The sequence below is a fragment of the Olsenella sp. An285 genome (assembly GCF_002159625.1).
Lineage (GTDB): Bacteria > Actinomycetota > Coriobacteriia > Coriobacteriales > Atopobiaceae > Thermophilibacter > Thermophilibacter avicola.
In genome coordinates this window covers 131,606-149,847 of sequence record NZ_NFIZ01000004.1, presented here as the reverse complement: position 1 = coordinate 149,847, position 18,242 = coordinate 131,606, and the positions used below count along the sequence as shown (strand labels likewise).

Below are 18,242 nucleotides of genomic sequence, written 5' to 3'. Positions count from 1 at the left end.
GTGCGCGGACCCGATAGCAAGCGTGCCGGGAAGACCATCTTCCCGGCACGACGCTTTCGGTTTACTGAAAGACCCTGAAGCGGGCGCGCCCCGGGCCATGCGGGGGCTACACGCGGAAGAGGTAGCCCACGCCGCGGATGGTGACGATGTGGCTCGCCACCTGGGGGCCAACCTTGGAGCGCACGCGACGGATGTGCACGTCCACCGTGCGCGTGCCGCCACAGTACTCGAAGCCCCACACGCGATGGAGGAGCGTCTCGCGCGAGTAGGCGCGGGAGGGGTGGGTGGCCAGGAAGGAGAGCAGCGAGTACTCCATGAGGGTCAAGTCAACGGGCTTCTCGTCGATGTAGACCTGGTAGGTGGCCAGGTTGATGGTCATGTTGTCCACGGTCACGATGTCCGCGGGCGCGCTCTCCTCGCCGGGCCACAGCAGAAGCGAGCAGCGCACCTCGAACTCGGCGACGCCAGCGGTGGAGAGGATGAAGTCGTTCTTGCCCTGCATGGGCATGCGCAGGGTCGAGAGCTTGTCGGGGTCCTGGACGAGCAGCATGGGGACGAAGCCGTTCTCCGCCACGAACGAGTCCACCGCGTTGAGGATGTCCTGGCTCATGCCCTCGCCGTCGAGGATGACGAGGTCGAACTCGTGGCCGGACGAGACGGCCTGGGAGAAGGTCTCCTCGGTCGCGAGAGCGATGGAGACGTCAATGGCATGCGAGAGCTCGCGCATGCGATCGTGCAGGCGCGTGGTGGCGGATATGAGCAGGATGTTCTTGTGGTGCATCCTCTGGCCTCCCGGATAATGTGCACATGTATTGGAAAAGATTAGCACAACGCCCCCGAATGATACGGGGGCGTTGTCAGAACTTCGTAAACGAACCGCAGCTCGGAAACGGTCTCGAAAGCGCGGTTAACAGTTCTGAAATGAAAGGTTTCAAACGAGCGGCAGCTGGGGAGCCTAGTTGATACTGCCGAGGAACTCCGCCGTACGGGCGTTCTCGGGGTTGTCGAAGACCTTCTCGGGCAGGCCCTGCTCCACCACGACGCCGTCCTCCATGAAGACAACACGGTCGGCCACGTCGCGGGCGAACCCCATCTCGTGCGTGACCACGATCATGGTCATGCCCGAGTTCTCCGCGAGGTCGCGCATGACGTCGAGGACGCCGCGCACGAGCTCGGGGTCGAGGGCGGAGGTGGGCTCGTCGAAGAGCAGCACGTTGGGATGCATGGCAACGGCGCGGGCGATGGCCACGCGCTGCTGCTGGCCACCGGAGAGCTGGGCGGGCTTGAAGTCGGCGCGGTCCGCCAGACCAACCGCGGCAAGCTGCTTGAGCGCCTCGGCCTCGGCCTCCTCCTTTGAGCGCTTGAGCACCTTGGTCTGGCCAATCATCACGTTCTCCTTGGCCGTGAGGTGCGGGAAGAGGTTGAACTGCTGGAAGACCATGCCCACGTCGCGACGGAGCTTGTTGACCTCCGCGGAGCTCTTGTTGGTGATTTCGTCGTCCTCGATGAGGATGTGGCCGGCGCTCGGCGTCTCGAGCAGGTTGATGCAGCGCAGCATCGTGGACTTGCCGGAGCCCGAGGGACCCAGCACCACCACGACCTCGCCGGGCCAGACGTTGAGGTTGACGTCCTTGAGCACGAGCGTGTCGTCGAAGCTCTTGTTGAGGTGCTCGATGCGCACGATGGGGTGCTCGCCGGGCGTGAAGTGGTGGCTCGTGAGGCCCTGGTCGTTGGCGTAGGCGATGCGTGCGGCCTCCTCCGCCGGCAGCGCGGGCGGGACCTCGATGGCCGGGGCGCGGTGGCGCAGCTTAGCAGACATCGGCGGCGACCTCCTTGGACTGGGCGGCAATCTGTGCGGCGGCGTTGTCCGCGACGTCGGCGCGGCGCTTGGGGCGCGGGCCGCCCCCGCGCTCGGAACGGGCGATGTTCTCCTCCACGATGCTCACGACCTTGATCAGAGGCAGCGTGACGATGAGGTAGAAGATGCCGGCGGCCACGTACGGCGTGATGTTGCCCGAGACCGTGGTGAGGTTCTTGGAGAACATCATGAGCTCCATGACACCCACCGAGGAGAGCAGCGAGGTGTCCTTGAACGCGGTGATGAAGTCGCTCGTCACCGTGGGGATCACGCGGCGCACGGTCTGCGGAAGGATGATGGTGAACATCGTCTGCACGTAGTTCATGCCGAGCGAGCTCGCAGCCTCGTACTGACCCTGCGGTATGGACTGGATGCCCGCGCGGAAGATCTCGGCCAGGTAGGCCGAGGAGTTGATAGCCATGACGATGATGCCCAGGATGTTGTTGTCGATGTTGATGTTGAGCATCGGCAGGCCAAAGAACATGATGTAGATCTGCAGGAAGAGCGGCGTGCCTCGCAGCACGTTGATGTAGATCACCGCGACGGCACGCAGGATTCGCCACTTGGAGATCTTGAGCATGGCGAACAGCAGGCCGAGCGCAATGGCAAACGGGTAGGCAGCCACCACGATGCCCAGGCACAAGATCCAGCCCGGCGCGAGGGACGAGAAGGACGTCACGAGCAGCTGGGGCTTGAGGAACATGCCGAGGAACTGGTTGGAGTTCCACGCCTCCACCCAGGGCTGCTCGTCGAGCCAGTTGACGATCGACTGCAGCGGGGTGTTGGCGATGGTCTCGATGGGCTTGGATGCCGTGAGGTCGTGGGTCTCACCGCCGCTCACATAGGTTCCGGAGACGACGCACTCCCCTCCCTCCGAGGGGAACTGCATGTTCGTGATCTCAAGGCGCAGGAGCGACCCCTCGGGGACGGGCTGGTCAAAGCTCACCGTGATGGACTCGCCCGCGGGGGCGGCCTCGCCGGTGACGTCCATGCGCTTGAGGCCCTCGAGCGCGGTGATGCGCGTCGTGGAGCCGTCGAACGTGGAGCCCTCCGGCAGGGTCAGCGTGACCGAGGTGACCTCCTCGCCAGGCTCGACCGTGCCCTCCCAGGTGAGGCGCGTGTCCAGACCGCCGATGACGCCGTCGCCGCCGTCCTCGTTGGGGCGGGCGGTGGCCTTCTCGGTGGTGAGCGCCTGGGCGGGCTGCGGCACCGCGAGCGTCGTGGCAAAGACGCCCGTCAGCGCCAGCGCGAGGGCAACGAGAAGAGCCCCCCGTCTGTGCTGCATGCTTCCTCCGTTTCCAGTCGTGCAAAGGGGCCTGTCAGTTGGGGACTGGCTCCTTTTGGCAGGTTTTACCTGCAAAAAGGTGCCTGCCCCCAACTGACAGACCGCGGCCGCTCGTTCTTCTCGCCTAGATGTCGGTGGTGCCGAACCACTTCTGCTTGAGCTCGTCCATCGTGCCATCGGACTCGATCTCGGCCAGGGCGGCGTTGATGGCGTCCTTGAGGCCCGGGTTGTCGTAGGAGACCGCGATGCCGTACTGCTCGCCGGTGGGGATCTCCTCGAGAATCGTGAGGTCCGAGAAGGACTGCGCGAGCATGTTCTGGGCGACGGGCAGGTCGATGACCATGGCCTGGTAGGAGCCCGTGGAGACGCCCATCATGCCGGCGGTGACGTCAGCCAGCGGCACGCGCGTGGCGTTGGGCAGGTTCTCCTGGATCCAGGCGTCGCCGGTGGTGCCGGTCTGGCAGGCGATCTGGATGTCCTCGGCGTCGAGGTCCTCGGTGGCGTAGTCGGAGCTGGCGGCTACGATGAGGGCCTGGTTGGAGTTGAGGTAGGGGTCGGAGAAGTCCACGTCCTCGAGGCGCTCGTCGGTGATGGTGACGCCGGCGATGGAGATGTCGGCCTTACCGCCCTGCTTGATGGTGGGAACCAGGGTGTCGAAGGCCTGGTTGGGCAGCCACTCGCAGGTGAGGCCCATCTTCTCGGCGATGGCGTTGGAGAGGTCGACGTCAAAGCCCACGGTGTTGCCGTCCTCGTCGATGTACTCGAAGGGCGAGAAGCCGAGCTCCGCCACGTTGGTGAGCACGCCTTCCTTCACGAGGGTGTAGGAGGCCTCCTCGGCGGAGTCGTCGGTGGTCTGGGCGTCGTCGGTGGTCTGGGTGGCCTCCTCGGAGCCGTTGCAGCCGGCGAGCAGCGCGGTGCCGGCGATGCCGAGGGTGGCGACGAAGTTGCGCCTGTTCATGCTGGTCATTTCATTTCCTCCCGTATCGTTTGTCACATAACATGACAAAGGGACTGTCCCTTTGTCATGTTAGGTTGCTAGAGCTCGGCGCCGAGCCACTTGACCTCGAGCTCGGAGATGTAGCCCTCCTCCTCGAGCTCGGCCAGGGCGCCGTTGATGGCCTCGGTGAGGCCGGGGTTGTCCTTGTTTACGGCGATGCCGTACTGCTCGCCGGTGGGGATCTCGATTGCCACCGCGCAGTCGGTGAACGAGTTGGAGCAGAGGTAGGTCATAACGGGCAGGTCCGCCACGGCGGCGGCGTAGAGCCCGGTCTGCACGCCCGTCACGGCAACCACGGGGTCGTCGAGCGCCACGATCTCGGCGTTGGGCAGGTTCTCCTCGGCCCAGGAGGCGCCGGTGGTGCCGGCCTGCACGGCGATCTTGGTCCCCTCGACGTTGAGGTCGTCCTCGGTCACGTCCGCATCTGCCGCAAGCGTCACGAGGCCCTGGTTGGAGTCCATGTAGGAGTCGGTGAAGTCCACCTGCTCCATGCGGGCGTCGGTGATGGTGATGTTGGAGACGCCCACGTCGGCCTTGCCGCCCTGCTCGATGAGCGGGACGATGGTGTCGAACTTCATCGCGGGCAGGACCTCGCACTCGACGCCGAGCTTGTCGGCTACGGCGTTGATGAGGTCGATCTCGAAGCCCTGGGCCTCGCCGGTCTTCTCGTCCACGAAGTCGAGCGGGGCGTTGGCCAGGTCGGAGGCAACGGTGATCGTGCCGTCCTCGACGAGGGTGTAGGACGCCTCGGTGGCGTCGTCGGTGGTGGAGGGGGTGCTTGTCTGCCCTCCCCCGCTGCATCCCGCAATAGTCACGGCTAGCGCGCAGGCGACGGCAAGGCCGCCCGCAAAACGGCTGGAGAGCTTCATGTCTGGGTCCTTCCCCCAATGCTTTGGCGCGTGGTCACGCCCTTTCCCGACGGAGGGCACGGGGTCTTCCCCGTGTCGAGGCCGCAGCCCCGCCCGTCGCCAAGTGTTCAGTTTGGTTCAAGCGGCAGCGAAATATGCAGGTCATGGACTTTCTTAACAGGATTGACACGTATCGGGCTCTCGACTTGAGCCTCCCGCGCGCATGGCGGACGACTCCCCGGCGACTTCCGTGGCCGATTGGGCAACATCCTTTATATCAAGCGATTACGTAATCAACTACGTTGCCCAGTCGTCCCCATTTCTTGGCGAGAAGGACGCGCGTGGGGGCGAGAAAAACAAGTTTTGCTTTAACTCGTTTTGAAAGGAGGACGTGAGACCTTCCGAATCATCAAAGATGTTGCCCAATCGCAAACGCTTTTCGCAGTTTCAAACTTGTCGGAGAGCGCGGGCCTTTTGGGAACGGGGACGACCCCTTAAACGCGAAGGCGCGGTCCCACGCGACACGCAGGAGCCCGAAGGAATCCGCGAGCAAAAGAGAAGCCGTCGGGATCGGCCGATCCCGACGGCATCCAGGTTCTTATCGCCCCGCCGCCCCTGTCCGAGGGAGCGGGTCCGACGCGCTTGCGCTAGAAGCCGCCGTAGTAGTGCTCGCGCTCCCAGTCCGTGACGGCGGTGCAGTACTCGTACCACTCCTGGCGCTTCTCGCGCACCAGGTAGTCGAAAATGTGCTCGCCGAGGACCTCGCGCATGAGCTCGGAGGACTCGAAGCGGTCGACCGCCTCGCCCAGGGTGCGGGGCAGGCGCTCGATGCCGCGGGCCGCGAGCTCGCGCTCGGAGAGCTGCAGCGTCTCGTTGCCGACCTCCTCCGGCAGGTCCAGGCCCTCCTCGATGCCGCGCAGGCCGGCCGCGATGGTGACGGCGAGCGCAAGGTACGGGTTGGCCGTGGCGTCCGGGCTGCGCAGCTCGATGCGCGTTGCGATGTGCTTGCCCGGCTTGTGCGTGGGCACGCGCACGAGGGCGGAGCGGTTCTTGCGGCCCCACGTGGCGTAGTTGGGCACCTCGCCGGTGGAGATGAAGCGCTTGTAGGAGTTGACGGTGGGGTTGGTGACCAGCGTGAACTCCGGGGCGTACTTGAGGATGCCCGCGACGTAGTGCTGGGCGAGGTCGGAGAGGTGCGCCTCGTGGTGCTCCTTGGGGGCCCAGAAGAGGTTCTCGCCGTGCGTGTCCAGCAGGGACTGGTAGAGGAACATGGCCGAGCCCGGCACCGAGGCGATGGGCTTGGGCATGAACGAGGCGTACATACCCTGGGCCGCGGCCTCCTGCTTGATCACCAGGCGCGCGGTGATGATGTTGTCCGCGCAGCTCACGGCCTCCGTGAAGCGCAGCTCCACACCATTTTGGGAGGGTCCTGCGGCGTGATAGGAGTACTGCACCGGAATGGACATCTTCTCGAGCGTAAGGGTGGTCTGGCGACGCAGGTCGTTGGCCGTGTCCATGGGGGTGAGGTCAAAGTAGCCGGCGTTGTCCAGCGGCACGGGATCGAGGTCGTTGTCGAAGTAGAAGTACTCCATCTTGGGGCCGACGTTGGGAACGTAGCCCTTCTCCTCCGCGTGGGCGAAGACGTTCTTGAGGCAGCGGCGCGGGTCACCCTCGAAGGGCTCGCGCGCCGGGGTGTAGACGTCGCAGAACACGCGCGCCACGCCGGACTCCTTGGGGCGCCACGGGAGCAGCGCGAAGGTGTCGGGGTCCGGGAACGCGAGCATGTCGGACTCCTCGAGGGAGGCGAAGCCGTCCACGGCCGAGCCGTCGAAGCCGATGCCCTCCTCGAAGGCCTCCTCGAGCTCCTCCGGGGAAATCGCGAAGGACTTGAGGTTGCCGAGCACGTCGGTGAACCAGAGCCTCACGAAACGAATGTCGCGCTTCTCGACAGTGCGCAGTACGAAGTCAATGTCCTTCTCGCTGCTCATGCAGAAACCTCCACGGTTCTCCGGGGGCCGTCAGTTCATAGTCCGAGATAGGTTCTCACATGAGTGTTTCACGCCTGTTTCTGTTATGCGGTCCACGGCGAGAAGAACCGCGGGCCGCGCGCCCCTCCGCGCGGGCGCCGCGGGGACGCGCGGGGCCTACTCCCGCTTGCCCAGCGCCCGCTCCGCGTCGCGCAGCATGCGCTGGGCGGCGGTGCACGTGCCGCCCGACGCGTGCGCGGAGCAAGATCCCCTGCTCCCGCAGCTCGAGCAGTCGCCCCCGGAGCGGACCACCGAGCGAATCGCGAGCGCCACGAGGGCCAGAACCGCAACAAGAATGACGACGTCCACCGGTCCCACGAAATCACCCCGCCGTAACGAAAAGTTCGATGTTAACCATAGGCAACTATACCCAATGCGTCATACTGTAGTTGTTGGGCGGCAACAGGGGCCGCACAAACTCCGCATAAGAAGGGACGTGTCTCCAATGAACGACGATCAGACCATGCAGCTCGTCATCGTCCGTCACGGCGAGTCCGAGTGGAACAAGCTCAACCTCTTCACCGGCTGGACCGACGTCGACCTCACCGACACCGGCCGCGAGGAGGCGCACGCCGGCGGCAAGGCCCTCAAGGAGGCCGGCTACGACTTCGACGTCTGCTACACCTCGCTCCTCAAGCGCGCCATCCACACGCTCAACTGCGTGCTCGACGAGCTCGACCGCAACTGGCTGCCCGTCCACAAGGCCTGGCAGCTCAACGAGCGTCACTACGGCGCCCTCCAGGGCCTGAACAAGGCCGACGCCGCCGCCGAGCACGGCGAGGACCAGGTCAAGATCTGGCGTCGCTCCTTCGACGTCTGCCCGCCCGCCCTCGAGCCCGGTGACGAGCGCGACCCGCACGTCCTCGAGATGTTCCGCGACGTCCCCAAGGAGGACCTCCCCTACACCGAGTGCCTCAAGGACACCATCGCCCGCGCTTGGCCGTACTTTGAGAAGGAGATCAAGCCGCAGATGGAGGCCGGCAAGCGCGTCCTCATCGCCGCTCACGGCAACAGCCTGCGCGCCCTCGTCATGCAGTTCGAGAAGCTGACCCCCGAGGAGATCCTCGAGGTCAACATCCCGACCGGCGTGCCGTGCTCCTACACCTTCGACAAGGACTGGAACGTCGTCGACAAGCACTACATCGGCGATCCGGCCACCATCGAGGCCAAGATCAACGCCGTCGCCAACCAGGGCAAGGTCAAGAAGTAGGCTGCGTTCGCCCTCGAACGCGTGGGGAAGGCCCCCGGATTTCCTTCGAGAAGTGCGCTTCGCGAAACTTCTCTTCGGAAATCCGGGGGCCTTCGCGTGTCGAGGTCGCTGGTCGCCGACCGCGGGACTTTGCGCGAGCGGCGATTCTGCGCGGGCGCGAGACGTCCGTCTCAGCCAAAGGCCCGCGTGAGACACGCCAAGGGGAATTGCTTCCCAGGATGGTCCGCCAGGCCACCGGAATACATGGCAGAGGCTATCCTCTGAACCGTACCGCCGCGACGAAGGGACGCAGATGCTCGCCGACTACCATGTCCACACCGGATTCTCCGACGACTCCACCTACCCGCTCGAGCAGGTCGCTCTTGACGCGGTTCGCCTTAACCTCGATGAGCTCTGCTTCACCGAGCACGTCGACTACGGGGTGAAGCCCGAGTGGAACGAGCCGGAGGGCGCGCGCTTCGAGGACGGGCACCCGGTGACCAACTGCCCCTATGAGGCATACCTCGAAGAGCTCGATCGCATGCGTGAGGAGCTCGACGGGCGCATCACGCTGCGAGCTGGCCTGGAGCTGGGCGTGCAGACGACGACCCTCGCGCAGAACAAGGCGCTTGTGGAACGCCTCGGGAAGAGGCTCGACTTTGTCATCTGCTCCATCCACCAGGTGGGAAACCTCGAGTACTGGAACGGCGAATTCCAGCGCGGCCGCGCACAGGAGGAGATTCACGCCGCCTACTACGAGGAGATGCTCGGTGTAGTCGAGGCGTTCCGAGGCTATTCCGTGCTGGGGCACCTGGACCTCATCCGCCGCTACGACCCCTTTGGCGACTACCCCTTCGAGCGGGTGCGCGACGTCGTGGCGGAGATTCTGCGGCGCGTGATCGCGGACGGGAAGGGCATCGAGGTCAACACCTCGGGAATCCGCTACGGCCTGGGGGACTTCCAGCCGCGCCGCGAGATCCTCGAGCTCTATCGGGACCTCGGCGGCACGCTGGTGACCGTGGGATCGGACTCCCATGCGCCCGAGCACCTGGGCTCCTACCTGCGCCTCGCCTATCGCGAGCTCGCAGAGCTCGGCTTCGAGGGCGTGTGCACGTACGAGAAGGGCGAGCCTAGGCCGATGCGGTTCTAGCAGACCTAGCTTCCGCGCGTGGTCAATGGACAAAAATGCCCTTCGGGCCGGTAATTCTCTCGCTCGGATGCAATTCTCGCCTTCGGGTCAGTGGATTTTCGTGAGCCATCCGAGAGCATAGTTGCGTTATCCCTGATAGTAATATCAATAGTTGTATCGATATCGACGGATTTGCGCCTAATGGACGCAAAACCACTGACCCGAAGCCGGTTTTTGCAGCGCGGGCCCGGGGCCACTGTCCCGAAGACGACTTTTGCAAGCAAGCGACTCGGGGCCGATCTCAAAATCTCCTGAGCCAAACAAGGTGGCCGTACCTTCACCTGCCGGAGCATCCGCCTGAGTCTACGATGCGCTCGTAATAGGCGAACCGACGTGCGAGGTTGGCGTCGTAGTCCTCGACGAAGCAGCGCGCGAAGAGGGCGTCTAGGACAAAGAGCACGGAGACGCCCGTCCCGAAGGGAGAGACCTTGCGCGCGTGGTCCTCGTGCGGGGAGAGCGCGAGCTTCACGGTGGCAAACTCGTCGAGCGGCGTCGCCTCGGCGGAGGCAACCAGCACAAGAGGCACTCCCCTCCTCGCGAGCTGCCGCGCCGCCGGGCGCGAGAGGAACCCGCGCCCGCCAAAGGAAACGAGAATCACAACGTGGCTCTCGTCCGCAGATGCCACGAGGAGGCGCTGCTCGTACTCGTCCACGGGCGCCGAGACGGTGCGCCCGATTTCCGCCATCTGAAAGCGAAAGTTCTGCGCGAAGGCCACGTTGCCCGCCGTGGCGAGGATGTCCACGTGCGAGGCGGAGCGCACGAGCTCGGCGGCATGGTCGAGACCGGCGGGGTCGAGAACGTTTGCCGTGGCGGCGAGCGTCTGCGCCAGGTCCTTCTCGATACCAACGATGACCTCGGCAGATGTCTGACCGGCACGCACCGGGAAGTTGGCGTCCACGGCGGGGCTCTCGCTGCGATAGGCCTCGAGCTCGGACGCCACGCGGACCCTGAGCTCGGAGAGGCCCGAGCGCCCGAGCTTCTCGCAGAGGCGGTAGACCGTCGACTTGGAGACGTGGGCGCGTGCGGCGAGCTGTTTGGACCCGTTGGAGAGAAACGCGTCGGGGCTGGCGAGAATGACGTCCGCCAGCGCCCTCTCACCTGACGAGAAGCCCTCGCCGAGCCTCATGCGCGCGAGCACGTTCACGACGCCGGCTCCAGGTAGCGCCCGCGCAGCTCGGAGATGTCTGCGTCGTCCAGGCCCAGCGCCTCGCGCAGGTAGTCCATGACGCCGCCGAATTCGTGCGTGACCGCCGCAACCGCTGCGCGCATGAAGCGCGGGTTGGCGTCCGTCCGCTCATCCGGCGGGTCGGGGTTGAAGAGGTTGGTGGCGAGGTAGTCCTCCCCCATCGCCTCGTCGGTCACGCCGAGCGCGGCCTCGATCAGCATGCTGCCCATGCCGCAGCGGTCTCGCCCGAAGTGGCAGTGCCAGAGGACGGAGCCGTCCGTGGTCTCGAGCACGCGGCGCAGGAGGGTGCGGTAGGCGGAGACGCCGGACTCTCCCAGAAGGATGTGCGGGTAGACCGTCTCCATGAAGAGCGCCGGGTCGTCCGTGTTGGAGCGGGCGGCCTCCAGTCGGGCGCGCGCCTCCGCGTTCTGCGAGATGCCGGCGATGGCGTCCTTGAGGGCGTCCGCATGCACGTAGCTCACGCCCGGAAGGCGCTCCATGCCGTCGGGGTACTCCACGAGCTCGTCCTCCCCGCGCAGGTCGACGACCGTACGAAGGTGATAGTCCTCAATCAGTCGCCGGCAGTCGGCTGACGTGGCGAAGTAGAGCGTGCCCGAGCGCAGGAGCAACCCGCGCCGAACGCGCTTTCCACCGGCGGCGGGAAGGCCGCCCAGGTCGCGCGTGTTGGGCAGGCCCTCGAAGTCAATGCGGCCGTGATTGGGCCGCGCGTCATGACACGCCATGTGCGTCCCTTCCAAAGAGGTGGTCTGTGAATTGGGGACTGTCCCCAATTCACAGAACAGCAGCTATGCCGGCGCCTCGCCGGTCGCGAGGATGTGCTCGAGCGCGGCCTCGTCGAGGACGGGCACGCCCAGGCTCTCCGCCTTCGCGAGCTTGGATCCAGCCGCCGCGCCCGCCACCACGTAGCTCGTCTTCTTGGAGACCGAGCCCGTGACCTTGGCGCCCAGCGCCTGGAGTGCCGCCTTGGCCTCATCGCGCTTGAGACGCTCGAGCGTGCCCGTGAGCACGAAGGTGAGGCCCGCGAGCGACTGCGGACGCTCGGGCTCCGTGCGCTCCTCCTCAAGCACCACGCCCGCCTCGCGCAGGCGCTCCACCACGGCCACGTTCTTCTGGACCTGGAAGAAGCCGCGCACGCTGGCCGCGATCTTGGGCCCGACGCCGTCGACGGAGGCGATTTCCTCCTCCGTGGCGGCGGCGAGCGCGGCCATGCTGCCGAAGTGCGCAGCGAGCTGTCGCGCCACCGTCTCGCCAACGTGGCGGATGCCCAGGCCAAAGAGCACGCGCGCGAGGCCGCGGCCGCGCGACTCGCTCACCTGCGCCATGATCTTGGCCGCGATGACGGGTCCCACGACGATGTCCTCGCCCTCCACGGTCTGGCGCCCGGTCCAGACGTTTGCCAGCGCCTCCTCGGTGAGGCGGTCGTAGAAGTCCGCGACGTCGGCAAGGATCCCCTGCTCGACCATGCGGGCGACGATCTCGTCCCCCAGGCCGTCGATGTCCATGGCCTTGCGGCTGCCCCAGTGGATGAGGCGCTCCACGGCCTGTGCCGGACAGTCGATGGAGACGCAGCGGTAGGCCACCTCACCCTCCTCGCGCACCACGGGGCTGCCGCAGGAGGGGCAGGTCTCGGGCATGCGGAACTCCGGCGAGCCCTCGGGACGCAGCTCCAGCACCGGGCCCACCACCTCGGGGATGACGTCACCCGCCTTGTGTACCACGATCGTGTCCCCCACGCGGACGTTCTTGCGCTCGATCTCGTCCACGTTGTGGAGGGTCGCGCGCGCGATGGTGGAGCCGGCCACGGTCACGGGGTCGAACTCGGCCACCGGCGTGAGAACTCCCGTGCGGCCCACCTGTACGCGGATCTCGCGCAGCACGGTGCGCTTCTCCTCCGGCGGGAACTTGAACGCGATGGCCCAGCGCGGCGCACGCGCCGTGAAGCCAAGCGCCGCCTGGCTTGCGAAGGAGTCCACCTTCACCACCACGCCGTCGATGTCATAGTCCAGCTCGTCGCGGTGCGCGAGGGCATTCTCGCAGTAGGCATGGACCTCGGCGGCACTCGTGCAGCGCGCAGCGTGGTCGTTCACGGAGAAGCCGCAGTCCGCGAGCCAGCGAAGGAAGTCCCACTGCGTGTGCACGTCGATGGGCGCCTCATCGGCCACGGCGTAGATGAAGGTCTCGAGGTCGCGGTGGGCCGTCACCTTGGGGTCCTTCTGGCGGAGGCTGCCCGCGGCGGCGTTTCGCGGGTTGGCGAAGGGCGCGGTGCCGGCGGCGTCCGCGTCCTCGTTCAGGCGCGCGAAGGAGCGCCGCGGCATGTAGACCTCGCCGCGAACCTCCACGGAGCGGCCGAGGCCGCCCTCGGCCAGGCGCGCGAGGCCGGCGGGCGCCAGCGCGCGCGGGACGTCGCGAACCGTGAGCACGTTTGCCGTCACGTTCTCGCCGGTGGTGCCGTCACCGCGCGTGGCGGCGCGCACGAACTGGGCGTCGTTGTACGTGAGTGCCACGCCCAGGCCGTCGATCTTGAGCTCGCAGGTGTAGGCGACCGGGCGCTCCGGCGTGGCGCCCAGGGCCTCGTCCGTGCGGGCGAGCCACTCGTCCAGCTCGGCGAGGTCCATGGCATCGTCCATCGAGTACATGCGCGCCGCATGCGTGACGGGCTCGAACTGCTCGGACACATAGCCGCCCACGCGCTGGGTGTAGGACTCGGGCGTCACGAGCTCGGGGTGTCCCGCCTCGAGGGCCAGGAGCTCCTGCAGCGTGCGGTCGAACTCCGCGTCGGACATCTCGGGGCGGTCGAGCGCGTAGTAGGCGTAGGCAGCGTGGGAGAGGATGCGGTTGAGCTCCGCGTGCCGTGCGCGCGGGGACCCTGAGACGCGCGGCTCCTGCGGCGCCTCCACAGGCTCCGTCGGAACGTCGTCGCCAAAGAGCGACGTCTGGACCTGCACGTTCTTCTCGTCTGCCATGGGAGCTCCTTGCCAGCCTCGCGGTTCTTCTCGGCCCACCATGGTAGCGCATGGGCCGGACGATGACCGATCCCGCGCGGAAACGGCGGAAGCCCCCGGGAACGCCGAGAAGAACGGACGGCACGCCTATCCCTTGCGGCGCTCCAGCGCGGCCAGGGCGCGACCGCCCAGAACCAGCTGCGCCACCAGGAGCGCGGCTGCTGCGCCCCACAGCAGAGGGTATCCCGCCGCCGCCACGAGCTGCCCACCGAGCGCCGAGCCCACGCCCCCGCCCGCAAAGACACCGAGGCCGATGAGACCCGTGCAGAGGCCCGTCTGCGCGGGGTCGGCATCCATGGAGAGCGAGACCAGGGTGGGCTGCGTGAGGATGTAGCCAAAGCCCAGGGCACCCGCGGCGAGCAGCGCCGGCGCCCACGAGCCCGTGACAGAGACCGCCGCCAGCGACGCGATGGCAAGAAGCCCGGACGCCTCGCCCACGTAAATGACGCCGCGAGGTCCGCGCGCGGCTCCTATGCGCCCAGAGACCGATCCGCCCACGAGGCACATGACGCCGTAGAGCATCATGATGAGCCCCGCCTGCGTGGACCCGAGGCCGCAGCGCTCGGAGAGGAAGGTCCCCATGAAGCCGTAGACACCCAGGAAGACGAGACCGGTGGAGCAGGCCACGAGGTACACGGCGCGGTGGGTGCCAAAGAAGATGCGGGCGGCGCGCGAGAAGAACGAGCCGCTCGGGACGGTGGCGACGGTCGCGGCGGGGACGGCGGGCGGCACGTGGCACCTCTCGCCCCGCGCGCTCTTCTCGCCCTGCGCGCCAACCGACGGAAGGCGCCACAGCAGCGCCAGCGCCACGAGCGCCAGCACGCCGAAGCACGCGAAGGCCGCACGCCAGCTCATGAGGTCGGTGATGATGCCACCCAGACCGGAGGAGAGCCCCTGTCCGGTGAACGTGATGCCCATGAGCACGCCCACCGCGGCGCCGCGGCGCTCGGACCCCACGACGTCGCCCACGTGCGCCTGCGAGACGGCGATGATGCCGGCGGCGAAGCAGCCCGTGACCACGCGCGCCGCCACCAGGAGCGGGAGCGTTGGCGCCACGGCGCAGAGGAACGTCCCCGCGGCGAGCCCCGCCACGATCACGCGGAGCACGCGCAGGCGGCCGAAGCGGTCGCCCAGCGTCCCGCAGACGGGCTGGAGCAGGCCGTACGGAACGAGGTAGGCGGTGAGCACGATCGTTGCGGCGGACGCGGCGACCCCCAGCGCGCTTGCGATGGCGGGCAGCGCCGGAGAGACGAACCAGTTGTCCGCGGCCGAGACGAGGCCGCAGAAGCCGAGGGTGTAGATGGCGCGCTTCTGGTCGGGCGTGAAGCTCATGGGCGGGTCCTTCGGGCGGTAGTTGCAGAGCCGACCCATTGTAGTACCGGAGCGCGCTCCGGCGGCGACGCCGAAAAAGAGCCTCTGCCACTTTTCGCGGCCGATCGGGCCGGATTGTTGGCAGAAGCTCTTTCTCGATGATCCTTGACTCGCTGCCGAGACGCGAAGGGCACCCGGCACGGTTCGCGCGGCTACGCCACCGAGGCCTCGTAGCCGGCGTCGACGACGGCGGCCACGAGGGCGTCGTCGGCCACGCCCTCGGCAGCCTCCACGGTTGCGGTGCCCGCCTCGAGGTCCACGTTCACCGAGCTCACGCCCTCGACGCCCTCGAGGGCCTTCTTCACGTGCGCGACGCAGTGCTGGCACATCATGCCGGTGACGTTCAGGGTCTTGGTCATGGTTGGTTCCTCTCTCTCGTCTCGTGCCGGGACCGGCACGTCCTCGACGGTCACGGACACCTCCGCAACCGGCGTTGCCGTTGACTCGGGCCGCTCGGCCGGCTTCCAGGTGCGCAGGCGCAGCGCGTTGGACACCACGAAGACAGACGAGAAGCCCATGGCAGCCGCCCCGATCATCGGGTTGAGCGTGACGCCCCAGGGCGAGAGCGCGCCCGCGGCCACGGGAATGCAGATGGCGTTGTAGAAGAGCGCCCAGAAGAGATTCTGCTTGATGTTGCGCATCGTGGCGCGGGAGAGCTCCATCGCGGTGGCAACGTCAGCCGGGTCGGAGTGCATGAGCACCACGTCGGCCGAGGAGATGGCCACGTCCGTGCCGGCGCCGATGGCGATACCCACGTCCGCGCGCGCGAGCGCCGGGGCGTCGTTGATGCCGTCGCCCACCATGGCGACCACGTGCCCCGCCTCCTGGAGCTCGCGCACCTTGGCCTCCTTCTGCGCGGGCAGCACGCCGGCGATGACCTCGTCCACGCCCACCCGACGGGCCACGGCGGCAGCTGTGCGCTCCTGGTCGCCGGTGAGAAGGACGGTGCGCGCGCCCATCGCACGCAGGCGCGCGATCGCCTGGGCGCTCGTGGGCTTCACGGGGTCCGCCACCGCGATCATGCCCAGGGCCCGCCCGCCGGCCGAGAAGAACAGCGGGGTCTTACCGTCGTCCGCGAGGGCGGCCGCCTCGTCCGCGAGGGAGCCGAGCCCCACGCCGCGCGCCTCCATGAGGCGGGCGTTGCCGGCGAGAGCGGGCGCGCCGCCCACGAGGGCGGAGAGCCCGCCGCCCGGAACCTGCTCGAAGTCCGCCACGGCGGCGCCGGCGTCCGCGCCGGGGAAGCGCTCGTCGGCATAGGCGCAGATGGCGCCGGCCAGAGGGTGCTCGCTCTTGCGCTCCAGCGCAGCGGCCGCGCGCAGGAGGTCCTTCTCGGCAACGCCCTCGACGAGGCGCACGTCCGTCACCCGCGGGGCTCCGGCGGTCACCGTGCCGGTCTTGTCCAGAACCACGGCATCCACGTTGCAGGCGGTCTCGAGCGCCTCGGCGGACTTGATGAGGATGCCGTTGGCGGCGCCGCGGCCGGTGCCCACCATGATGGCGGTGGGCGTGGCGAGGCCGAGCGCGCACGGGCAGGAAATCACGAGGATGGAGATGGCGTGCGTGAGCGCCGTGGCCACGTCTCCCGCGAGCGCGAGCCACGCCACGAACGTCACCGCCGCAATGGCGATGACCACGGGCACGAAGACGCCGGCGATCCTGTCCGCCATGCGCTCGATGGGGGCCTTGGAGCTCGTGGCCTCGTCCACGAGGCGGATGATTCCCGCGAGCGTGGTGTCGTCGCCAACGGCGCGCGCCTCCATCGCAAACCAGCCGCGCATGGAGACGGTGGCACCGGTCACGCGGTCTCCCGGGACCACCTCCCTCGGCACGGGCTCGCCCGTGATGGCAGACTCGTCCACCGCGGCCGCGCCCTCCAGCACCACGCCGTCAACCGGCACGGACTCGCCGGCGCGCACGATCACGCGCTCCCCCACGCGAACGTCCTCGGTGGGGACCTCCGTCTCCCCGCCGTCGCGCACGACCGTGGCGGTCTTGGGCGCGAGGTCCATGAGGGCGGCGATGGCGTCCGTGGTGCGGCCCTTGGCGCGGGCCTCGAAGAACTTGCCCAGCGTGATGAGGGTGAGAATCATGCCAGCGGAGTCGAAGTAGAGGCTGTGTGCCGCGTCGTGGAGCGTGGTCATGTCGCCTGCGCCCACCGCCCACGCCATGCGATAGAGCTGCGCGACGCTCCAGGCCGCCGAGGCGGCGGAGCCCAGCGCGATGAGCGAGTCCATGTTGGGCGCGCGATGCGCCAGCGTCCTGAAGCCGGTGATGAAGTAGTGGCGGTTCACAAAGAGAATCGGCGCGCAGAGCAGGAGCTGCGTGAGGCCAAGGGCCACGAGATTGGCCGCGCCCGCGAGCGCGGCCGGCTGCGGCCAGCCGAACATAGGGCCCATGGCCACGTAGAAGAGCGGGACCGAGAAGATCGCGGAGACGATGAGCTGGTTGCGCTTCTCGCGGATGGCCCGCTCCGCCGCGGCGCCGGGGCGCTCTGCCGGCACGGCGCCCTTCTCGCCCGTGCGGGCGCGGCGCGAGGCCCCGTAGCCGGACTCCTCTATGGCCTCCACCACGGCTGCCGCGGTCTCCGGGGAGCCGTCGTAGTCGAGCTCCATCGAGTTCTTGAGCAGGTTCACGTTGGCGCAGGCGACGCCGGGCACGCCGCCCGCCGCCTTCTGCACGCGCGCCGAGCACGCCGCGCAGGTCATGCCCGTGATGTCAAACGTCTCCCTCATCGCTGCCCTCCCGGGTTCTGCAAGTTGGGGACAGTCCCCAATTTGCAGAAAAGTTTTATGTGAATTGGGGACTGTCCCCAATTCACAGGTCACATGAACTTGCGGAAGAGGTCCATGACCTCGTCGGTCACCTCGGTGTCGCCCGCCTGGATGCGCTCGACGACGCAGGTCTCCAGGTGGTCGCGCATGACCTCGCGCGAGATGGCCTTCACGGCGGACTCCACCGCCGCGAGCTGCGTGAGGACGTCTCCGCAGTAGCGGTCCTCCTCCACCATCGCCCTGATGCCGTTCAGCTGCCCCACGGCACGGTTGATACGGCGCGTGACGTCAGCCTTGAGCTCGGGCGAGCGCGGCGTGTGCTTGAGCGAGCCGCAGCGGGGACAGGCGACGGTGTCGAGGTTCTTCTCGTCCATTCGAGACTCCTTTTGCTTGATACCCCCTAGGGGTTTCTTGTCTCGACTATATACCCCGTGGGGGTACGCGTCAAACCGTGCCCCGAGAAGAAGCTCAAACAGCCCAGACACGGGACGGAGACCATCTCTTCAAGTGCACAGAACC

15 protein-coding genes are annotated in these 18,242 nt (G+C 67.3%); 2 read left to right on the top strand and 13 right to left on the bottom strand.

Annotation, left to right across the window (positions count from 1 at the left end):
- Nucleotides 1-106 precede the first annotated feature (106 nt).
- The 7 genes from B5F79_RS04230 to B5F79_RS04200 all read right to left on the bottom strand — a co-directional run bounded on the left by B5F79_RS04230 (nucleotide 107) and on the right by B5F79_RS04200 (nucleotide 7,333).
- Nucleotides 107-781, bottom strand: a complete 675-nt coding sequence (locus B5F79_RS04230; protein WP_087217830.1) for a response regulator transcription factor — start codon at nucleotides 779-781, stop codon at nucleotides 107-109.
- Nucleotides 782-955: 174 nt separating this feature from the next.
- Nucleotides 956-1,819 (bottom strand): amino acid ABC transporter ATP-binding protein, encoded by an 864-nt coding sequence (locus tag B5F79_RS04225; protein ID WP_087217828.1) that lies wholly within the window; start codon nucleotides 1,817-1,819, stop codon nucleotides 956-958.
- The gene (locus B5F79_RS04220; protein WP_241147248.1) at nucleotides 1,809-3,143 is read right to left on the bottom strand and encodes an ABC transporter permease subunit; all 1,335 of its coding nucleotides are present in this window, start codon (nucleotides 3,141-3,143) and stop codon (nucleotides 1,809-1,811) included. Before B5F79_RS04220 ends, B5F79_RS04225 begins: the two co-directional genes overlap by 11 nt.
- Before the next feature lie 124 nt (nucleotides 3,144-3,267).
- Nucleotides 3,268-4,110 (bottom strand): ABC transporter substrate-binding protein, encoded by an 843-nt coding sequence (locus tag B5F79_RS04215; protein ID WP_087217824.1) that lies wholly within the window; start codon nucleotides 4,108-4,110, stop codon nucleotides 3,268-3,270.
- A 68-nt stretch (nucleotides 4,111-4,178) separates the two neighbouring features.
- Nucleotides 4,179-5,009 (bottom strand): ABC transporter substrate-binding protein, encoded by an 831-nt coding sequence (locus B5F79_RS04210; RefSeq protein WP_087217822.1) that lies wholly within the window; start codon nucleotides 5,007-5,009, stop codon nucleotides 4,179-4,181.
- Nucleotides 5,010-5,635: 626 nt separating this feature from the next.
- A complete protein-coding gene (locus B5F79_RS04205; protein ID WP_087217820.1) occupies nucleotides 5,636-6,976 on the bottom strand; it encodes a glutamine synthetase family protein in 1,341 nt (446 codons plus the stop codon).
- Between the two features lie 156 nt (nucleotides 6,977-7,132).
- Complete coding sequence (locus B5F79_RS04200; RefSeq protein WP_087217818.1) at nucleotides 7,133-7,333, bottom strand: hypothetical protein; 201 nt, start codon at nucleotides 7,331-7,333, stop codon at nucleotides 7,133-7,135.
- 127 nt (nucleotides 7,334-7,460) lie between these two features.
- On the opposite strand from B5F79_RS04200, the gene gpmA reads away from it, so the two are divergent.
- Together gpmA and B5F79_RS04190 are read left to right on the top strand one after the other, a co-directional pair.
- Nucleotides 7,461-8,225 carry a 2,3-diphosphoglycerate-dependent phosphoglycerate mutase gene (gene gpmA, locus B5F79_RS04195; protein ID WP_087217816.1) on the top strand — a complete coding sequence of 255 codons (765 nt, stop codon included), beginning with the start codon at nucleotides 7,461-7,463 and terminating at the stop codon, nucleotides 8,223-8,225.
- Nucleotides 8,226-8,517: 292 nt separating this feature from the next.
- Complete coding sequence (locus tag B5F79_RS04190; RefSeq protein ID WP_087217814.1) at nucleotides 8,518-9,354, top strand: histidinol-phosphatase HisJ family protein; 837 nt, start codon at nucleotides 8,518-8,520, stop codon at nucleotides 9,352-9,354.
- A gap of 316 nt (nucleotides 9,355-9,670) precedes the next feature.
- On the opposite strand, the gene B5F79_RS04185 is transcribed toward B5F79_RS04190, so the two are convergent.
- The 6 genes from B5F79_RS04185 to B5F79_RS04160 form a co-directional block, all read right to left on the bottom strand.
- Nucleotides 9,671-10,537 carry a MurR/RpiR family transcriptional regulator gene (locus B5F79_RS04185; RefSeq protein ID WP_087217812.1) on the bottom strand — a complete coding sequence of 289 codons (867 nt, stop codon included), beginning with the start codon at nucleotides 10,535-10,537 and terminating at the stop codon, nucleotides 9,671-9,673.
- A complete protein-coding gene (locus tag B5F79_RS04180) occupies nucleotides 10,534-11,301 on the bottom strand; it encodes a tyrosine-protein phosphatase (protein WP_087217810.1) in 768 nt (255 codons plus the stop codon). Before B5F79_RS04180 ends, B5F79_RS04185 begins: the two co-directional genes overlap by 4 nt.
- Nucleotides 11,302-11,364: 63 nt before the next feature.
- The gene (gene ligA / locus B5F79_RS04175) at nucleotides 11,365-13,542 is read right to left on the bottom strand and encodes an NAD-dependent DNA ligase LigA (protein ID WP_087217808.1); all 2,178 of its coding nucleotides are present in this window, start codon (nucleotides 13,540-13,542) and stop codon (nucleotides 11,365-11,367) included.
- Between the two features lie 126 nt (nucleotides 13,543-13,668).
- Complete coding sequence (locus B5F79_RS04170; protein WP_158094836.1) at nucleotides 13,669-14,913, bottom strand: MFS transporter; 1,245 nt, start codon at nucleotides 14,911-14,913, stop codon at nucleotides 13,669-13,671.
- A gap of 191 nt (nucleotides 14,914-15,104) precedes the next feature.
- Nucleotides 15,105-17,684 (bottom strand): heavy metal translocating P-type ATPase, encoded by a 2,580-nt coding sequence (locus B5F79_RS04165; RefSeq protein ID WP_087217804.1) that lies wholly within the window; start codon nucleotides 17,682-17,684, stop codon nucleotides 15,105-15,107.
- Between the two features lie 89 nt (nucleotides 17,685-17,773).
- Entirely contained in the window at nucleotides 17,774-18,097 is a 324-nt protein-coding gene (locus B5F79_RS04160; RefSeq protein ID WP_087217802.1) for a metal-sensing transcriptional repressor, read from the bottom strand.
- Nucleotides 18,098-18,242 lie beyond the last annotated feature (145 nt).

What these genes read in the sequence shown, in the direction of transcription:
- B5F79_RS04220 (WP_241147248.1), bottom strand. Translation starts at nt 3,143, where the DNA reads ATGCAGCACAGACGGGGGGCTCTTCTCGTTGCCCTCGCGCTGGCGCTG.
- B5F79_RS04210 (WP_087217822.1), bottom strand. Translation starts at nt 5,009, where the DNA reads ATGAAGCTCTCCAGCCGTTTTGCGGGCGGCCTTGCCGTCGCCTGCGCG.
- B5F79_RS04215 (WP_087217824.1), bottom strand. Translation starts at nt 4,110, where the DNA reads ATGACCAGCATGAACAGGCGCAACTTCGTCGCCACCCTCGGCATCGCC.
- gpmA (WP_087217816.1), top strand. Translation starts at nt 7,461, where the DNA reads ATGAACGACGATCAGACCATGCAGCTCGTCATCGTCCGTCACGGCGAG.
- B5F79_RS04180 (WP_087217810.1), bottom strand. Translation starts at nt 11,301, where the DNA reads ATGGCGTGTCATGACGCGCGGCCCAATCACGGCCGCATTGACTTCGAG.
- B5F79_RS04230 (WP_087217830.1), bottom strand. Translation starts at nt 781, where the DNA reads ATGCACCACAAGAACATCCTGCTCATATCCGCCACCACGCGCCTGCAC.
- B5F79_RS04170 (WP_158094836.1), bottom strand. Translation starts at nt 14,913, where the DNA reads ATGAGCTTCACGCCCGACCAGAAGCGCGCCATCTACACCCTCGGCTTC.
- B5F79_RS04225 (WP_087217828.1), bottom strand. Translation starts at nt 1,819, where the DNA reads ATGTCTGCTAAGCTGCGCCACCGCGCCCCGGCCATCGAGGTCCCGCCC.
- B5F79_RS04190 (WP_087217814.1), top strand. Translation starts at nt 8,518, where the DNA reads ATGCTCGCCGACTACCATGTCCACACCGGATTCTCCGACGACTCCACC.
- B5F79_RS04160 (WP_087217802.1), bottom strand. Translation starts at nt 18,097, where the DNA reads ATGGACGAGAAGAACCTCGACACCGTCGCCTGTCCCCGCTGCGGCTCG.
- B5F79_RS04205 (WP_087217820.1), bottom strand. Translation starts at nt 6,976, where the DNA reads ATGAGCAGCGAGAAGGACATTGACTTCGTACTGCGCACTGTCGAGAAG.
- ligA (WP_087217808.1), bottom strand. Translation starts at nt 13,542, where the DNA reads ATGGCAGACGAGAAGAACGTGCAGGTCCAGACGTCGCTCTTTGGCGAC.
- B5F79_RS04165 (WP_087217804.1), bottom strand. Translation starts at nt 17,684, where the DNA reads ATGAGGGAGACGTTTGACATCACGGGCATGACCTGCGCGGCGTGCTCG.